The 16,229-nt window shown below is 68.9% G+C and carries 17 protein-coding genes; 7 read left to right on the top strand and 10 right to left on the bottom strand.

Annotated features, from left to right (window positions below):
- Nucleotides 1-181 precede the first annotated feature (181 nt).
- From D0901_RS13845 to D0901_RS13820, 6 genes are all read right to left on the bottom strand, one after another.
- Nucleotides 182-874, bottom strand: a complete 693-nt coding sequence (locus D0901_RS13845) for a transporter substrate-binding domain-containing protein (RefSeq protein ID WP_129140895.1) — start codon at nucleotides 872-874, stop codon at nucleotides 182-184.
- An 83-nt stretch (nucleotides 875-957) separates the two neighbouring features.
- Complete coding sequence (locus tag D0901_RS13840) at nucleotides 958-1,536, bottom strand: SCO family protein (RefSeq protein WP_129140894.1); 579 nt, start codon at nucleotides 1,534-1,536, stop codon at nucleotides 958-960.
- 22 nt (nucleotides 1,537-1,558) lie between these two features.
- On the bottom strand, nucleotides 1,559-2,026 hold the full coding sequence (locus D0901_RS13835) for a copper chaperone PCu(A)C (RefSeq protein ID WP_129140893.1): 468 nt from the start codon (nucleotides 2,024-2,026) through the stop codon (nucleotides 1,559-1,561).
- 87 nt (nucleotides 2,027-2,113) lie between these two features.
- Complete coding sequence (locus D0901_RS13830) at nucleotides 2,114-2,434, bottom strand: hypothetical protein (protein ID WP_224424417.1); 321 nt, start codon at nucleotides 2,432-2,434, stop codon at nucleotides 2,114-2,116.
- A 131-nt stretch (nucleotides 2,435-2,565) separates the two neighbouring features.
- Nucleotides 2,566-2,844: a YqhA family protein gene (locus tag D0901_RS13825; protein WP_129140891.1), complete on the bottom strand. Its 279-nt coding sequence runs from the start codon at nucleotides 2,842-2,844 to the stop codon at nucleotides 2,566-2,568.
- A complete protein-coding gene (locus D0901_RS13820) occupies nucleotides 2,841-3,032 on the bottom strand; it encodes a hypothetical protein (RefSeq protein WP_129140890.1) in 192 nt (63 codons plus the stop codon). Before D0901_RS13820 ends, D0901_RS13825 begins: the two co-directional genes overlap by 4 nt.
- A gap of 286 nt (nucleotides 3,033-3,318) precedes the next feature.
- On the opposite strand from D0901_RS13820, the gene D0901_RS13815 reads away from it, so the two are divergent.
- From D0901_RS13815 to D0901_RS13805, 3 genes are all read left to right on the top strand, one after another.
- Nucleotides 3,319-3,498: a hypothetical protein gene (locus D0901_RS13815; protein WP_129140889.1), complete on the top strand. Its 180-nt coding sequence runs from the start codon at nucleotides 3,319-3,321 to the stop codon at nucleotides 3,496-3,498.
- Between the two features lie 131 nt (nucleotides 3,499-3,629).
- Nucleotides 3,630-4,013: a DUF2946 family protein gene (locus D0901_RS13810; protein ID WP_129140888.1), complete on the top strand. Its 384-nt coding sequence runs from the start codon at nucleotides 3,630-3,632 to the stop codon at nucleotides 4,011-4,013.
- A 108-nt stretch (nucleotides 4,014-4,121) separates the two neighbouring features.
- The gene (locus D0901_RS13805; RefSeq protein WP_129140887.1) at nucleotides 4,122-5,480 is read left to right on the top strand and encodes a PepSY-associated TM helix domain-containing protein; all 1,359 of its coding nucleotides are present in this window, start codon (nucleotides 4,122-4,124) and stop codon (nucleotides 5,478-5,480) included.
- Nucleotides 5,481-5,483: 3 nt separating this feature from the next.
- On the opposite strand, the gene D0901_RS13800 is transcribed toward D0901_RS13805, so the two are convergent.
- Both D0901_RS13800 and D0901_RS13795 read right to left on the bottom strand, forming a co-directional pair.
- Nucleotides 5,484-7,526 (bottom strand): CocE/NonD family hydrolase, encoded by a 2,043-nt coding sequence (locus tag D0901_RS13800; RefSeq protein ID WP_129140886.1) that lies wholly within the window; start codon nucleotides 7,524-7,526, stop codon nucleotides 5,484-5,486.
- A 47-nt stretch (nucleotides 7,527-7,573) separates the two neighbouring features.
- Nucleotides 7,574-8,875: an ATP-grasp domain-containing protein gene (locus D0901_RS13795; RefSeq protein WP_129140885.1), complete on the bottom strand. Its 1,302-nt coding sequence runs from the start codon at nucleotides 8,873-8,875 to the stop codon at nucleotides 7,574-7,576.
- Nucleotides 8,876-9,126: 251 nt separating this feature from the next.
- Between D0901_RS13795 and D0901_RS13790 the strand changes: the two genes are divergently transcribed.
- A complete protein-coding gene (locus D0901_RS13790) occupies nucleotides 9,127-9,984 on the top strand; it encodes a RibD family protein (RefSeq protein ID WP_129140884.1) in 858 nt (285 codons plus the stop codon).
- A 61-nt stretch (nucleotides 9,985-10,045) separates the two neighbouring features.
- Here the strand turns inward: D0901_RS13790 and D0901_RS13785 are convergent, their stop codons facing one another.
- Nucleotides 10,046-10,273: a hypothetical protein gene (locus D0901_RS13785; protein WP_129140883.1), complete on the bottom strand. Its 228-nt coding sequence runs from the start codon at nucleotides 10,271-10,273 to the stop codon at nucleotides 10,046-10,048.
- A gap of 125 nt (nucleotides 10,274-10,398) precedes the next feature.
- Between D0901_RS13785 and D0901_RS13780 the strand changes: the two genes are divergently transcribed.
- Together D0901_RS13780 and rapA are read left to right on the top strand one after the other, a co-directional pair.
- Nucleotides 10,399-11,196, top strand: a complete 798-nt coding sequence (locus D0901_RS13780) for a TlpA family protein disulfide reductase (RefSeq protein WP_129140882.1) — start codon at nucleotides 10,399-10,401, stop codon at nucleotides 11,194-11,196.
- Nucleotides 11,197-11,553: 357 nt separating this feature from the next.
- Nucleotides 11,554-14,490, top strand: a complete 2,937-nt coding sequence (rapA, locus tag D0901_RS13775; protein ID WP_129140881.1) for an RNA polymerase-associated protein RapA — start codon at nucleotides 11,554-11,556, stop codon at nucleotides 14,488-14,490.
- Nucleotides 14,491-14,747: 257 nt separating this feature from the next.
- On the opposite strand, the gene D0901_RS13770 is transcribed toward rapA, so the two are convergent.
- Nucleotides 14,748-15,659 (bottom strand): TIGR01777 family oxidoreductase, encoded by a 912-nt coding sequence (locus D0901_RS13770; RefSeq protein ID WP_129140880.1) that lies wholly within the window; start codon nucleotides 15,657-15,659, stop codon nucleotides 14,748-14,750.
- On the opposite strand from D0901_RS13770, the gene D0901_RS13765 reads away from it, so the two are divergent.
- Entirely contained in the window at nucleotides 15,652-16,182 is a 531-nt protein-coding gene (locus tag D0901_RS13765) for a sirohydrochlorin chelatase (protein WP_325051844.1), read from the top strand. The two genes, D0901_RS13770 and D0901_RS13765, sit on opposite strands and share 8 nt — an antisense overlap.
- The last annotated feature ends 47 nt before the right edge of the window (nucleotides 16,183-16,229 follow it).

Below are 16,229 nucleotides of genomic sequence, written 5' to 3'. Positions count from 1 at the left end.
AGACACACGTCGGGAAATGTAAGAGATCACTGGCAAAGATGTAGGAATTCCCCCATAGAAGCGAGGGACAAACGCAATACCAAAAGATGGCAGCCTCGCGTGGAACATCGCGTCACGGCAGCCCAGGCCTTATCATTGCTGCACACCTTATCCTCATGAGGTGGCTGGCAAAGCATCTATCTCAATCCAGTTGCCTCGCGACGAAGCCCTCGTCGATCATTTCCTGGATGAAGGCGTCGACGTAAGGCCCGGCCCCGGCACAGCGCTTGGGCAGCGCCATGCATTGCTCGATCGCCGTGAAGCGCCCCGCCAGCACGCGGTATCCCGGGTGCGTCGCCGCGAAGCGCTCGAGGGGCTGCCGTACCCCCGCCGCGGCCGCCAGGCCCTGCTCGACGAAGGCATCGATCGCGTCGGCCGAGGTCGGCGCGCGCACCAATTCGGCATGCGTCAGGGTGCGCGTCAGGTACAGATCGTAGGCCGCGCCTTCGCCGACGGCGATCCGCACGCCGTCGCGGTCGAGTTCCTCGACATGGTGGAACGCCGATTCCTCGGGCACCAGGTAGGTTCCCTCGATGACCACGTAGGGCTCGGTGAAACGCAGCGCTTCGGCACGCCGCGGGTCGCGGGCCAGGAAGGCGACGCACCACTGGGCGTCGTCGACCGAGGCGACCACCTTGCCGGCGGCATCGAAGGTGACGTAGTCGACCGGCACGCCCAGCCGTTCGGCCAGGGCGGCGGCCAATGCCGCCGACACCCCCTGTGGACGACCGTCGTCGCCACGTTGGGCGAGTACGGGATTGCCGTAATTGATCGCCGCGCGCAGTACGCCGTCGGGGGCGAGAATCTCGCGGGCCGCGCTTTCGTCGTGGGACATGCCAACGCTCCTGAAGCCTGACGATCACGCGATCGTCGAGAACGGGGTCCGGAGCCGCGATGGCCGCCGGACGTTCCTGGAGCTTAGCCCTTTTCGGTCAGCCGGCGTAGGTCGGCGACGACATTGGCCTGGGGGTCGCTGTCGCGAATCAGCAGGCGCGCCTCGCCCCGCGGGTCGAAGGCGAAGACGGCGCTGGAATGGCTGACGTCGTAGTTGCCCGCCGAATCCTTGTCGCCGTACTCGTAGGCGATGCGGTAGCGGTTGGTCAGTGCATCGATCTGGGCGATGTCGCCCGTCAGGCCGATGAACTGCGGACCGAAGACGTCCGTGTAACGCTTCAGGATGGCGGGGGTGTCGCGCGCCGGGTCGACCGAGACGAACAGTACCTGGATGTCGTCGCGCAGTGGCTCATCGAATTTCCTGAGCGCCGCCGCGAGTCCCGCCAGGGTTATCGGGCAGACATCGGGGCAGTGGGTGTAGCCGAAGTAGAGGACCGTGGTCTTGCCGCGATAATCCTCGGCGCTCACCTCGTGGCCGTTCTCGTCGACGAGGTCGAAATCGAGTTCCGGCATGACCTCGGAAACGTCCGTGGTGCGCCAGTTGGTGTCACTGCATCCGGCCAGCCACAGCGAGGCCAGCAGTGGAAGAAAGCACTTGTACATGACAGGATTCCGGAAAGTCTGGCTACATCGACACGGGTGAGACCACGTCAAACATGACGGGAAGCGCCTTTTCTCCAGCAAACTCGAGCGTCACCTCGACTTTATCGCCCACAGAGAGCGACCGGGAACGCTTCATGAACATGAGATGGTAGCCCTTGGGCGCGAACTCGAGCGTCTCGCCGGGCGCGATCTCGATACGCGGCACCGCGTGCATGCTGGCCATGCCGTCCCGGCTCATGCTGCGATGCAACGCGACACTCTTGAAGGCATCGCTGGAGGCACCCACCAGCGTCACGGGCGCGTCACCGCCATTGTGCAGCTCGAAGTAACCGGCCCCGGGCATGTCGCCGGGCAGCAGGCTCAGTCGGGCCTGGGTGACCGTCTGGTCGTCGGCCTGGGCGATGCCCGCCAGGATCCACACGGCCAGCAGCCCCCACGCCAGGCGAAGCGGGATGCGTCGCGATCGCCCCCGATGATGTCGATTCAGCATCCTGATACTCTCCACGCGAGATGCGACGGACTCACGCCCCGGGCGTTCGGTGCCTGGCCATTGGCTCGAGTCGCGCCGCGGCGGTCATCAGGAGCAGAGATTGGCCAGATTGCAGTACGACTGAAAGTCGTCCGACTTGACGTCCAGCGTGAGGCGGTCGTTGACGGTGTTGTAAAAGAAGGACGCGACACCCTGGTCCGCATCGGCCGTGCGGTAAAGGCCGCAGACGCCATAGCCGTACTGCACTTCCTGTAGCTTCAGCAGCTCGACCGGGCTCGCGGTATCGAGCCGGCTGGCGATGGCCTGCTGGATCGTGCTGTCCCGGTTGTGGTCGGCGATGACCTGGCCACCGAAAATTGCCGCGGCCAGGACCGACAGGAAGGCCACCGGGATACCGAGCATCAGCATGAAGGAACGAGAGGTCGTCATGAGGCGAAAGCCTATGTCGGTCGGCGCGCCCGGACAAGCGGCCGGCGTCGGCCAGGGGCGCGGTATTTCGCCGCAGTACCCGGCGCCTCTCCCATCAGCACGCATCGGGCTTAACGGCGCTCGCGAAACGCCCAGCCCACGGCGGCGATGACCAGGGCGATGGCCGCGCCCAGTTCCAGAATCGGCCGCCCCGGGCCCAGTTTCACGGCATTCTCGACGAACAGGATCACCAGCACGATGGCGGCGACGGCGACCAGCGAGTGCTTGAGCTCCTTGAAACTGGCCACCTGCAGCGGGCCCTCGCTCTCGAAGTCGGTGCGCAGAAACAGCCGGTACATGCCGTGGGCCATGATCTGGAAGCTCGCCGCGATCAGCAGCAGATCCATCATCTTGAGCAATCCCACCGCGCTGGCCTTGATCGCCTCGGCCTGCCAGGCGCCCCCCCCGCGATCAACGCCCAGAGGGTCTGCAGCAGGCTAAGGCAGGCCAGTACATAGAGAATCAGTGCCGCCAGCATGGCCAGCACCACGGTGACATGGATCATCAGGCGACTGCGGCATAACCAGCGTTCGATCATGACGCTTCCCTTTCCGGATCCGTCCTGTCTGTATGCCATCCTCCCGGGGTCACGGCAATCTATCCCGCCCGTCATTCGCAGGAGGTACCCGACGAACCCGTCACGCCCTGTCGGGAGACGCTCGCCAGGAACATTCGTCATACCCCACGGCATGGCGTTCCCACCCCGCCTTCGCGCATCCGCCTCAGGCGGTTGACGGTCGAATTCACGACGAAAACCGCGTTTCCCGCGGCATGTCACTCTTCCATGCTTGTTTTGTGTTTTTATGTAACCGATGGAGGCAGTCATGGCGCTTCGCAGCTTCAAGATCGCTCCGGCCAACCTCGGCCCGGGCAAGCAGCTCAAGCAACCCGACTACTGGCTGCTGCTGGAAACCACCGGCGGCAAGGTCCGGGAACTCGACCGCTATCCGACCTACCCGGAGGCCCTGCAGGCCAATCGCGCCCTGTGCGACCGACTGCACTGACGATCGCGGCGCCATCACCCGCCGCGGTGACGCCCTCGCCTCGCACGGGGTCGCTGCGACAAGACGTCACTGGCCAGCGGGGCCGGTTCAGGCATGCTTGGCGCGTCACGAACCCGTAGAGCCGCGCCGCCATGGCTGTATCCCGCCCGCCCCATGCCCTGCGCCAGGCCGCCAGCTGCGCGCTGCTGGCGATGCTGCTGGTCGTGTTCGGGCCCTTGATCGGCCAGCTCAGTGGCGCGGCCCACGCCACGCATGGGGACGCGCCGAGAGGCATCGCCACGGCCCACGAAGCGCGGATCGCCGACCACCCGGCCGGCGTGTTCGCTTGGCACGATGCGTGCGGCTACTGCACGCTGTTCCAGCACTGCCCGGTGCTCGATGTCGCCCTGCCACCCGCCGCCACGGCGTCCTTGGCGCCGCTCGACCAGCCGGCCGGGGCACCGCGTGTTGCCCACGCCACACCCGCGCTTGCCGCTCACGCGCCACCCCGTGCCCCACCGATCGCTCTCGCCTGACCCTCGTCCGCATCGCCGCACGCTCGACGCCGCCCGGCCCGCCTACCCGCGGACCGGTGGCGCCGATGACGTGTGACACGCCCCATCGCTCGACCTTTCAGGACACCCATGACCGAGAGTGCAAACACCCGCGCCCGCCGCGCGGCCAATGACTGGTACCGCGCCGTCTGGCGCTGGCATTTCTACGCCGGCCTGCTGGTCATTCCCTGGCTGATCTCGCTGGCCATCACCGGCGCGCTGTATCTGTTCCACGACGACATCGACCGCTGGTGGCACGCCGATACGCTCACGGTCACCGCGCAGTCCGGCCCGACCCTGGCACCGCACCGCCAGGTGGCGGCGGCACTGGCCAGCCGGCCCGGCGAGGCGCTGCGCTTCGTGCCCGCGCCGCGCTCGGACCTGGCCAGCGAGGTGGACGTGCGAGCCGCCGACGGCACCCGCCACGCGGTGTACGTCGATCCGTACAGCGGCGAGGTCACCGGCAGCCTGCCCTACCGCGGCAGCCTGATGTGGACCATCCGCCACCTGCACAGCCTCAGCTATTTCGGCAGCGCCGCCAGCCTGCTCATCGAGCTGGCCGCCGGCTGGGCGATCCTGCTGGTGCTCACCGGCCTCTACCTATGGTGGCCACGCGGCCGGCGCGACGGCGTGGTGACGGTGCGCGCCCGCCCGGCCAAGCGCGTCTTCTGGCGCGACCTGCACGCCGTCACCGGGCTCTTCGTCGGCGGGTTCATCCTGTTCCTGGCGATCACCGGCATGCCCTGGTCGACGCTCTGGGGGACCAAGGTCAACGAACTCGCCAACGGGCACAACTACGGCTATCCCGATGGTGTGCGCGTCGACGTACCGATGTCCGATGCGCGTCTCGCCGACCGCGAGACCACCAACTGGTCACTGGAGCAGGCGCGCCTGCCGGAATCCGCGGGGGACGCCCGCGGCGCAGCGCCGATCGGCCTCGACGCCGCCGTGGCGATCTTCCGCGAGCGGGGCCTGGCACCGGGTTTCGCCGTCAACCTGCCCGACGGGCCCGGCGGCGTGTATACCGGCTCGGCGTATCCCGACGACCTCAGCCGCCAGCGCGTGGTGCATCTCGACCAGTACAGCGGCCGGCCGCTGCTCGACATGGGCTATGCCGACTACGGCCCGCTGGGGCGCGGCCTGGAGTGGGGCATCAACGTCCATCTGGGCCAGCAATACGGCCTGGCCAACAAGCTGATCCTGGCGCTGGCCTGCGCCGGCATCGTCATGCTCTGCGTGTCGTCGGCGGTGATGTGGTGGAAGCGACGCCCCACCGGGCGTCTCGGCGTGCCCCCCGAACCGCGTGACCCACGCCGGCTGCGCGGCGTGCTCGTCCTGCTGGCGATCGGCGGCGTGATCTTTCCGCTGGTGGGCGCCTCGCTGGTGATCATGGCCCTCGTCGACGCCCTGTGGCGCCGCCGTGTCGCACAACGCACCGCCCTCGCCTGAGGCTCACACCAGATCGCGCGGGATGGTCTCGTCCCAGGTCTTGGCGAACACCCGGCTCTCGCCCTCGTAGGCATCCAGGGTGGCACGCAGGCGAAAGCCGTCGCGATCGGCGGTCATCAGCGTGCGGGCCACGGTGCGCACCTGCCAATCGCCGCGCGTGAAGCTGCGCTGCCACTCGGTCCAGCCGCTGAGGCTGTCGTAGTTGCCGTAGGCGTAGCTGTAACGCTCGGTGACGCGCACCGCGAGTTCGAGGTCGATGTCGTCGAGCCGGTAGACGCCCTCGTCGTTGACCACTTCCAGGGTGGTGCGGTCGTTGCCCAGGTCGCGGATCACCCGCCAGGCTTCCTGGCTGGGCTGGATCAGCGTGCGGGGTAGCGGCGGCGCCCCCTCGGGCTCGGCGAAGGCGGGCAGCGCCGCCTCCTCCGCGGGTTGCGGCTCGCGACACGGCAGAACCAGCCGACACTCGGCGGGATGCAGGGTCACCCTGGCCGGAGTCGGTGCCGGCCAGGCCAGCGGCCAGTAACTCGTCGACAGCGACAGGCGGATCGCATGCCCCACGGGGAACTGCTGGGCGATGTGCTTGAGCGGCACGCGCACCCGGTAGCGCCGCCCCGGCTCCAGCGGCTCGGGGAACTCGTCGCTGTCGCGGTGCGTCAGGTTGAGCAGGCCGTAGGACACCCGCGTCGCCTTGTCGTCCTCGCCGACGTCGATCAGCCGCAGCGCGACCATCGCCACCGGCTGATCGGCCTCCAGGTCGAGCTCCACCACCGGCTGGCCGCAGATCTCCAGCGGTTTCTCGAGCGGCGCGGTCTGGAAGATCAAGGCACCGCCATCCTCGTCGCGCTGGTCGTGGGGCAGGTCGGGCGGCGCATTGTAGGAGCACCACTTGCCGGCATACAGGCCGACGAACAGCGGCGAGCGGATGGACAAGGGCACGTCGCCGAGGGCGCTGTCGGCGCCGATCCACGCCACCTCGGGCACCAGGTCGTGGCCGCTGGTCAGGCGAAACGGCGTCGGCACGATGCGCGGCGAGGGCCACACGGGCTCGCTGACCCAGCGCCCGGGGCGCACGTCGTAGCGCGCCGACGGCGGTACCGACTCCTGCATCCACACGCGCAGCATCGGCTCGTCCATGATCCCGGTGTCCTCGCCCTTCAGCCAGTGATCCCACCAGCGCAGCGCCTCCTGCAGGAAGCCGATCGCCGGCCCGGGCACGCCGAGGTGCGGGTACTTGTGCGCCCAGGGCCCGACCAGCCCCTTGCGCGGCACCGAGAGGCCGTCGAGCAGCCGGAACACCGCGTTGCAGTAACCGTCGGCCCAGCCGCTGATGGCGTAGACCGGGCACTGGATGCGCGAGAAATCCTCGCACACCGAGCCATGCTTCCAGTAGTCGTCGCGACGCTGATGAGCCAGCCAGGTGGCCAGCCACAGCCCGCTGCCCTCGAGGCGTTCCCGCCACATTTCGCGCCAGCGCTCGCCGACCAGCGCCGGATCCGGCGGACAGGCGTTGCCGTCGAACATCGTCGAGGCCCAGGACAGGTTGTCGCCGAGCAGACAGCCGCCCATGTGATGGACATCGTCGGCATAGCGGTCGTCGGTCGAGCACAGGGTGATCACCGCCTTGAGCTCGGGGGGCTGCAGGGCGGCGATCTGCAGGCCGTTGAAGCCGCCCCAGGAGATGCCCACCATGCCGATGTCGCCCGTGCACCACGGCTGCTCGCCGATCCAGCGCAGCACCTCGACGCCATCGTCGAGCTCCTGCTGCAGGTATTCGTCGGTGAGCACGCCATCCGACTCCCCGCTGCCGCGGATGTCCACCCGCACCCCGGCGTAGCCGTGACCCGCCCAGTAAGGATGGGTCTGGGCGTCGCGAGTCGCGGTCAGGTCGCGCTTGCGATAGGGCAGGTACTCGAGAATCGCCGGCACCGGGTGGCGCTCGGCGTCCATCGGTCGCCAGATACGCACCGCCAGCCGGCAACCATCCTGCAGGGTGATCCAGGTCTCCTCCTCGTGAACCGGGCGCGGGAACGTCTCGACGATGCGCATGGCCTACCCCTTTCTCTGCGTGGTGTCATTGTCATCCGTCTCGGGCCTCAGCCGATGATGTCGGCGAACTCGAACGTCAGCCCCTCGGCGAGCCGGGTGTAGTTGGCTTCCAGCGCCTCGTCGCTGTCCGCGCCCATCCAGATCAGCGCCAGCGCGAAGCTGTAGCTGTCCTGCTCGGGCATGTCCGACAGGCGCATGCCCGGCGTGACCTGCAACTCGATATGCGTGCCGGGGAAGCGCGCCTCGAGGGCGGCGATCTCGTCGGGATCGGGGACGCGCACCACCGTGGCGTCGACGAAGAACACCCGGTAGAAGAACTTGCCGGCCACCGCGTACTCGCCCTGGCGGTGGGGCATGTCGGGACGCTGGCCCAGCGCCAGATCGACGGTGACCTGCTGGTGGCTGACACCGTCGACCTTCTCGAACAGGTCGCAGTGCGATTGCGAGATGCGCGTATTGATCTCCAGCAACCATACCCGGTTCTGGATCTCGTCCCAGAAGAACTCGACGTTGAAGGCGGCGTTGTCGTAGCCGATGTGGGTCATGACCGTGCGCGTCAGCGCCTCCATCCTGGCCTGGATGGGCGCCGGCAGCCGCGAGGGATAGCGGTAGTAGAAGAAGCTCAGCACCTGCGGGTAACGGATCGAGTCGACGATGCCGTAGGGCACCACCTCGCCCTCGAAGACGTAGCCCTCCACGGTGCACTGCCAGCCGCCGATGATTTCCTCCGCCATGCAGTGACCGCCGTCCACGGCGCGTACCGCCTCGGGCAGATCGGCCTGATCGAGGACGAAGTTGAAGGGCTCGGAAATCAGCCCGATCTCGTCGCGCAGGCGTCCGGTCGCCATGATGAAGTCCTCGGGGCTGTCGATGCGAAAGCCCAGCCGCGACCCCGACGACTTGATCGGCTTGACGAAGAACGGGAAGTAGAGCCCCGCCTGGCCGATCTTCGACAGCGCCTCGTCATCGAAGGGATCGAAGGCGGTGAAGCGTGGAATGTAGTTGCCGATCACCTCGCGCTGGGCCAGCCGGCTCCAGTACTTGTGCTCGCACTTGAGCAGGCTCTCGAGGCTCGGCGTGCGGGTGCCGAATCGCCCGCAGAGCAGCGGCAGCATGGTCGACACCGGGAAGTCCATGTAGCCGACGATGGCATCGACCGAGCCATCGAAGTCGCGCAGCGCGGCCTCGGCACGCGCCAGCATGTCCTCGATGGGGAAGACCTCGGTATCGTAGACCTCGGCGGGCTCGATGACCCCGTGGAAGCGGTAGTCCTGCGCGCCGCGCAGCTTTTCCAGGCGCAGGCGGTTGAAGTCGTTGAGTCCGACGACGAAGATGTTGCGCTGGCCCATGGCAGCCTCCCTGGCGGCCCATCGGGCCTGCCACGCTGGCGAGCGGGTGAGGAAGGGGCAGACCATCGCCGGCAGCGGGTGCCGGCCGACGCTCGCCTCGTCGACCGGCCGCTTGCCGCCGTACAACGTTGAAGCCACGTTATTCACAAACGCTGCTCTCAGAATAGCCGCTCTCGCCGAAGGCGGGGGCAAAACCGTGACACGCCGGACATTGCCACCGTGACCGGCGCGAGGCCGATCGAGGCGCGACCATGCCCCTGCTCCAGCTCTACCCCCAGACTGCCGCGGCCCACGACCTGCAGGGCCTCTATCTCGACGTCCCGCTGGGCGACGCGGCGTCCGACACGCCCTTCGTCTACAGCAACTTCGTCACCAGCCTCGACGGCCGGGTGGCCGTGGAAGACGACGCCGGTCAGGACCGGGTGCCGGCGACCGTCGCCAATGCCGACGACTGGCGGCTCTACCAGGAACTCGCCGCCCGCGCCGACGTGCTGCTGATCGGCGGACGCTACTTCCGTCAACTCGCCGCGGGGCACGCCCAGGCGCCACTGCCGCTCGCCGACGACCCCGCCTTTGCCGATCTCCACGCCTGGCGACGCGAACAGGGGATGCGCGCACAGCCCGACGTGGCGATCCTCAGCAACACCCTCGATGTCACCCTGCCGGAAACGCTGCGTGCCCAGGGCCGGCGTGTATGGCTGTTCGCCCCGGCGAGCCGGGTCACGCCCGAAGCCCGCGCGCGCCTCGCCGACCAGGGCGGCGAGATCGTCGCCCTGCAGGCGGAGCCCCACGCCGACAGCGCGCCGCGCGAGCTGGACGGTCGCGAGGTGGTGCGGCACCTCGGTCGGCTGGGCTACCGGCGCCTCTACTCGGTGGCCGGCCCCTGGTCGTTCGGGGTAATGCTGCGCGAGGCGATCGTCGACAGCCTGTTTCTGACCCTGCGCCTGCGCCTGATCGGCGGCGAACGCTATCAGGGGCTGGTGGAGGGCAAGGCGCTGCCCGAGCCCGCCGACTTCGAGCTGGCCAGCCTCTACTATCAGGACGAGGTGGCCGGCGAGGCGGGGCAGCTCTTCGCGCGCTTCGATCGCCGCACGTCGACAGGACGATAGGTAACAGCCTGCGGCGGCGTGGGAGGGTGACAGGGGTCGGACGCGGAGCCCGGCAGCGCCTTCAGTCGTCGGCCATCTCGCGCTCGGCGGCGGCCTTGCGCGCCCGGTTGCGGCGATACTGGCGCAGCACGGCGATGATCAGCGCCGCCGCCAGCATCAGCGCCAGGGTGACGCCCTGCCAGGGACGCGCGGCATCGCCGAGCACGGTCTCGAGGGTCAGGATCAGGATGAAGCCCACGGCCTGGCTGGCGATCGCCAGGACGCGCAGGGTATCGACTCGCTTTGCCATCGGAGACTCCAGCGACGCGGCGCGCCGTATTGCGGGTGACGAGGGAGGCCAGTAGGCTGGCCATTGTAGCCCGCCGGCCCACCCCTGACGACGCCCGGCGCCACCCGCCCGCCACTGCGAATACCATGGACGCTCTCGCCCTCGGCCCCTTGCTCATCGCCCTGCCCCGACTGTATGCCGCGATCGCCGCGCTGGCCCTGCTGCTCGCCGGGATGCTGGCCCTGCGCCTGCCCGTGGCGCGCCGCGCCCGCTGGTTCAACGGCGCCCTCCTGGCGGCCCTGCTCGGCGCTCGCCTGGGCGACGTGCTCGTCCACCTCGACAGCTACGCCCAGGCTCCGCTGGATGCCTTCAAGCTCTGGCAGCCCGGCTACCTGCCGGTCGCCGGCCTCATCGCGGCGGCGGCCTGGACCGCCTGGTCACTGCGCGACCGCTGGCCCCGGCTGGTCGCCGCCGAGGCGCTGCTCGCCGGCGCCGCCGCACTGTGGCTGGCGCTGATGGTCTGGAATCCGTTGGGCGGTACGTCCGGCCTGTCGCGCCAGCCCGAGCTGACGCTGGAGGACCTCGACGGGAATCCAGTCGCACTGGCCGAGCTCCACGGCGAGCCGCTGATCGTCAACCTGTGGGCGACCTGGTGCGGCCCCTGCCGTCGCGAGATGCCACTGCTCGCCGACGCCGCCGCGACGCCGGGCGTCACCGTGGTACCGATCAACCAGGGCGAGAGCCTGCTCGCCGTGGCGCGTTACCTGGACCAGCAGGGCCTGGACTTCGAGCATGCGCTGCTCGACCCGCACCAGCAGCTGCTGGCGCTGAGCGCTACGCCTGGCCTGCCCACCACCCTGGTCTTCGACGCCGAGGGCCGGCTCGTCGAGCGCCACGTCGGCGAACTCGGCCGCAGCCAGCTCGAGGCCTGGCTGGCGCGCTGAGGCGATATCGGCGCGGCGCATCCACCGGAGCGAGCGTACCGGCAATCTCGTCCAGGGCAATCGCAGCGGGGTCTACGAGGGAGCCGGGGACAGGTCGGATAGGGGGTCCGGCGCCACGGATGGCGTCGGTAGCGCCCATGGAAGGGTTTACAGCGCCCCCTTGCAGACCTGTCGACGGGTCAGCTCCGAACGATAACCCCAACTGCGATAGCCCTGAACCTCATCGGAATGGCTTAAGCGGCCATCGGCTTTCCTGTAATATACGGCGCCCCGATTCTCGGGGCGGTTCGATGCGGCACGCCGCCGTACCGGAACGCCCCGCGGCAGGCACCGATTTCCACGAGCTTTCGAGGCATCATGAGCGACTTTTCTCCCGGTCAGCGCTGGATCAGCGACGGCGAGGCCGAACTCGGCCTGGGCACCATCCTCAACGTCGATTTTCGCAGCGTCACCGTGCTCTTCCCTGCCAGCCAGGAAACCCGCACCTACAGCGTGCGCCAGGCACCGCTGACCCGCGTGGTGTTCGGCAGCGGCGATCGCATCGAGTCCGCCGACGGGCACGTGCTGACCGTCGACGACACCAAGACGCTCGACGGCCTGGTGGTCTATATCGGCGTCGACGCGGCCGGCGAGTGGCACGAACTCTCCGAGACCAAGCTCTCCGACCGCATGCAGTTCAACCAGGCCCGCGACCGCCTGCTCACCGGCCAGGTCGACCGCAACGACTGGTTCGACCTGCGCTACCGCACCCTGCACCACTATCACCGCATCAGCCAGAACCCGGCGCTGGGCCTGGCCGGCCCCAAGATCGACCTGATCGACCATCAGCTCTACATCGCCGACGAGGTCTCGCGCCGCCACGCACCGCGCGTGCTGCTCGCGGACGAGGTGGGACTGGGCAAGACCATCGAGGCGGGCCTGATCCTGCACCGCCTGCTGCTCACCGGCCGCGCCGAGCGGGCGCTGATCCTGGTTCCCGACAGCCTCACCCACCAGTGGCTGGTCGAGCTGCTGCGCCGCTTCGCCATCGAGGTCACGCTGCTCGACGAGACCCAGAGCCAGGCCCACGGCGATACCAACCCCTTCGAGGCCGGCCAGCTGGTTCTCGCCAGCCAGCAGTGGCTGTTCGCCAACCCGCACCGCCAGCATCAGGCCGAGGCCTGCGACTGGGATCTGCTGATCGTCGACGAGGCCCACCACCTCGACTGGACGCCGCAGGAAAGCGGCCCCGGCTACGCCTGCGTCGAACGCCTGGCCGCCGTGGCACCGGGCTTGTTATTGCTCACCGCCACCCCCGAGCAGATGGGCCTGGAGAGCCATTTCGCCCGGCTGCGCCTGCTCGACCCCGACCGCTACCACGACCTCGAGCGCTTCCGCGCCGAGGAGGCCGGCTATGTCCGCGTCGCCGCGGCGATCGACGCCCTCGACGCGCTGCCCGGCGACGCCGAGGCACTGGCCACCGCCGCCGCGGTCATCGACGACGCCGACAGCCAGGCGCTGCTCGATACCCTGGCCGATGCCGAGAGCGACAGCGCCCAGCGCGACGCCGCACGGACCCAGTTGCGCGATCAGTTGCTCGACCGCCATGGCACCGGCCGGGTGATGTTCCGCAACAGCCGCCGTCATGTCGGCGGCTTCCCCGAACGCCACCTCCACGTCGCCCGACTCGATCCGCCCTCGGCCTACCGCCGCGTGCTGCGCAAGCTCGCCCGCGACGAGGACTATCTCGACGAGCTGCTGATCGAGACCGGGCTCGACCACCCCGACGTGATGCTCTATCTCGACGCCACCTATCGCGCCCTGGAGGACGACCCGCTCAACAGTGAGCCCTGGTGGCAGATCGATCCGCGCGTCACCTGGCTGCTCGAACGCCTCACCGAGATGGGCCGTGACAAGGCGCTGGTGATCGCCCACGACCGCCAGACCGCCACCGATCTCGCCGAGGCGCTGCGCGTGCTCGGCGGCATGCACGCGCCGGTGTTCCACGAAGGGCTGACGCTGGTCGAGCGCGACCGCGCGGCGGCGGCCTTCGCCGACGAGGAGGACGGCAGCCAGGTGATGATCTGCTCGGAAATCGGTTCCGAGGGGCGCAACTTCCAGTTCTGCCGTCACCTGGTGATGTTCGACCTGCCTCAGCACCCCGACCAGCTCGAACAGCGCATCGGCCGGCTCGATCGCATCGGCCAGCGCCATGCCATCGAAATCCACGTGCCGGTATTCGCCGACAGCCCCGCCGAGCGCCTGCTGCGCTGGTACCGGGACGGCATGGACGCCTTCAGCGCCCCTCACGGCGTGGGCAGCGAACTCTTCGCGGCCTTCGGCGACGAGCTGGCCGAGGCGCTGCTCGACGACGAGGCCCTCGACGAGGTCGTCACCGAGACCCGCGCGCTGTTCGACGCCAAGCTGGCCGAGCGCAACGCCGGGCGCAACCGCCTGCTCGAGCTCAATGCCTGCCGGAGCGAGCGCGCCGAGACGGTGGCCACGGCGATCCGCGAGCTCGACGAGGATCGCGCCCTGCCCCGCTATCTCGATCAGGCACTCGACATCTTCGGCGTCGACAACCAGGACCTGGGCGGCGAACTCGTCCACCTGCGCGCCGGCCCGCAGATGCTCGACGGCCTGCCCGGGCTGGTGAAGGGCGAGGAGGGCTTCACCGCCACCCGCTCGCGGGAGCGCGCCCTGGCCCGCGACGACGTCCAGCACCTCTCCTGGGAGCACCCGCTGACCCGCGAGATCATGGAGCGCATCCTCACCGGCACCCTGGGCAACACCGCGCTGGCGCTGCTCGATCACCCGGCGATCCCCGCCGGACGGCTGATGGCCGAACTGGTGTTCTGCACCCACTGTCCGGCGCCGGCGCGGCTGCATGTCGATCGCTTCCTGCCGCCCACCGCGGTCCGCGTGCTGCTCGACGAGTCGGGCGCCAACCTCGCCGCCAAGGTCTCGTTCACCGGGCTGGCCAAGAACCTGCAGAAGGTCAAGAAGGCGGTGGCCCGCGACCTGATCAAGTCACGCCACGATCAGCTCCGCGAACTGCTCACCAGCGGCGAGGGCGAGGCCGAGCGCGAACTGCCGAGCATCGTCGAGGCCGCCCAGCGGCGCATGCGCGACACCCTCGACGGCGAATTCACCCGGCTGCAGGCGCTCGCCCGGCACAACCCCTCGGTGCGCGACGACGAGCTCCAGGCCCTGCGCGACGAGCGTCAGGCGCTGGATGCGGCGATCGAAGGCACTCGCCTGCGGCTCGATGCGGTGCGGGTGATCGTCACCGTCGACAAGGAGACCCGGCGCTGAACACCGGGCCCGAGTCGACGCAGCGATCGCCTCGGGGGAGCGAATTGATTCGCGATGCGGCCGGCTCGGTGCCGCGCTGATGCCATCGTCGGGAACGAGTTCCCTCCTACGGCGCTCCTGTGCGGCTTCGAGGGCACCTTCCTGTGGGAGCGAATTCATTTGCGATGCTGACGGCTCGGTGCCGGCGACGTCGGGAACAAGTTCCCTCCCACGGTCATTCTGCTCAGGCTTTCGGGAGCCTTGCTGGGGGAGCGAAGTTATTCGCGACGTTTGCCGCGCGACAGGATCGCGTCGAGCGCGGCATCGAGGGTCTCGTACTCGAAGCGGAAGCCGGCGTCGAGCAGCCGGCGCGGGCGCATGTCGGCGCCGGTGAGCAGCAGCCGCGACATCTCGCCCAGCGCCAGCTCGAGCAGCGGCGCCGGCACCGTCATCAGCGCCGGCCGGTGCAGATGCCGGGCCAGGCTGCGCGTGAATTCGGCGTTGGTCACCGGCTGCGGGGCCGAGGCGTTGAACGGCCCGCTCAGGGTGTCGTGTTCGAGCAGGAACTCGATACTGCGTACGTGATCCTCGCGGTGGATCCAGGGCATGAACTGACGGCCGTTGCCGAGGCGCCCGCCCAGCCCCAGCTTGAACGCCGGCAGCATCTTGGCCAGGGTGCCACCCTCGGCGTCCAGCACCAGTCCGGTACGCAGCAACGCCACCCGCACGCCCAGCGGTTCGGCCTCGAGGGCCTGGCGCTCCCACTCGGCACACAAGCGATGAGCGAACTCTTCGTTGGGCGAGGTCTGCTCGTCCACCGTCCGCTGGCCCTGGTCGCCGTAGTAGCCCATCGCCGAGCCCGAGACCATGACCCGCGGCGGTGTCTCGAGGCGCCCGCACAGGTCGACCAGCTCGCGGGTAATGGCCACCCGCGAGTCGACCAGCCGGCGTTTCTGGGCCTCGCTCCAGCGCCGCGCGGCGATCGGCTCGCCGGCCAGGTTGACGATCGCCTCGGGAGCGGCGTCGACGAAGTCGAGCACGTTGCGACGCACCTCGGCCGTATCCGGCAGCACGCGACGCGCCGCCTCGGGCTGGCGCGATACCACCCGCAACTCGTGGCCCTGGCGAGCGAGCCTCGCGCACAGCCGGCGCCCCACGAAACCGCTGCCGCCCGTGATCAGAATGCGCATGCCACCTCCCTGCTCGCTGCGTTACCGGGTTATACAGACGTTATACGTCTTTGATAGTCTAGATGCAGCGATGCGGCCCTGCCCAGCGTCCCGATGCCCTACTACCGACAAGGCCCGAGACGCCGTCAAGGAGACTCTCATGAACGATGCCCTGATCCTGCTCGCCCACGGGTCCCGCGACCCGCGCTGGCGGGCCCCCTTCGACAACCTGGCCGCGGCGCTGGCCGAACGCCTCGAGCGCCCGCTGCGACTGGCCTACATGGAGCTCTGCGAGCCCTCGCTGGAAAGCGTCGCCGCCGAGCTGGACGCGGCGGGCTGCCGACGCGCCGAGGTGCTGCCGCTGTTCTTCGCCGCCGGTCGCCACCTGCGCGAGGACGTGCCCGGGCAGATCGCGGCACTGCACGGCCAGCACCCCTCGCTGGCCCTGGAGCTGCTGGCGCCGGTGGGCGAGCATCCGGCCTTCGTCGATGCCCTGGCGGGGATCATCGAAGGACGCGCCGTAACGGAGACGGGTGTCTCTTGACTGGACAAAAATTGTACATTGAGGTTGCCTTGTACAGGCATCTGACC

This window comes from Modicisalibacter coralii (assembly GCF_004117855.1).
In the GTDB taxonomy this organism is placed as follows: Bacteria; Pseudomonadota; Gammaproteobacteria; order Pseudomonadales; family Halomonadaceae; genus Modicisalibacter; species Modicisalibacter coralii.
Note: the sequence above shows the minus strand (reverse complement) of the source record. Positions and strands in the feature narration are given on the sequence as shown.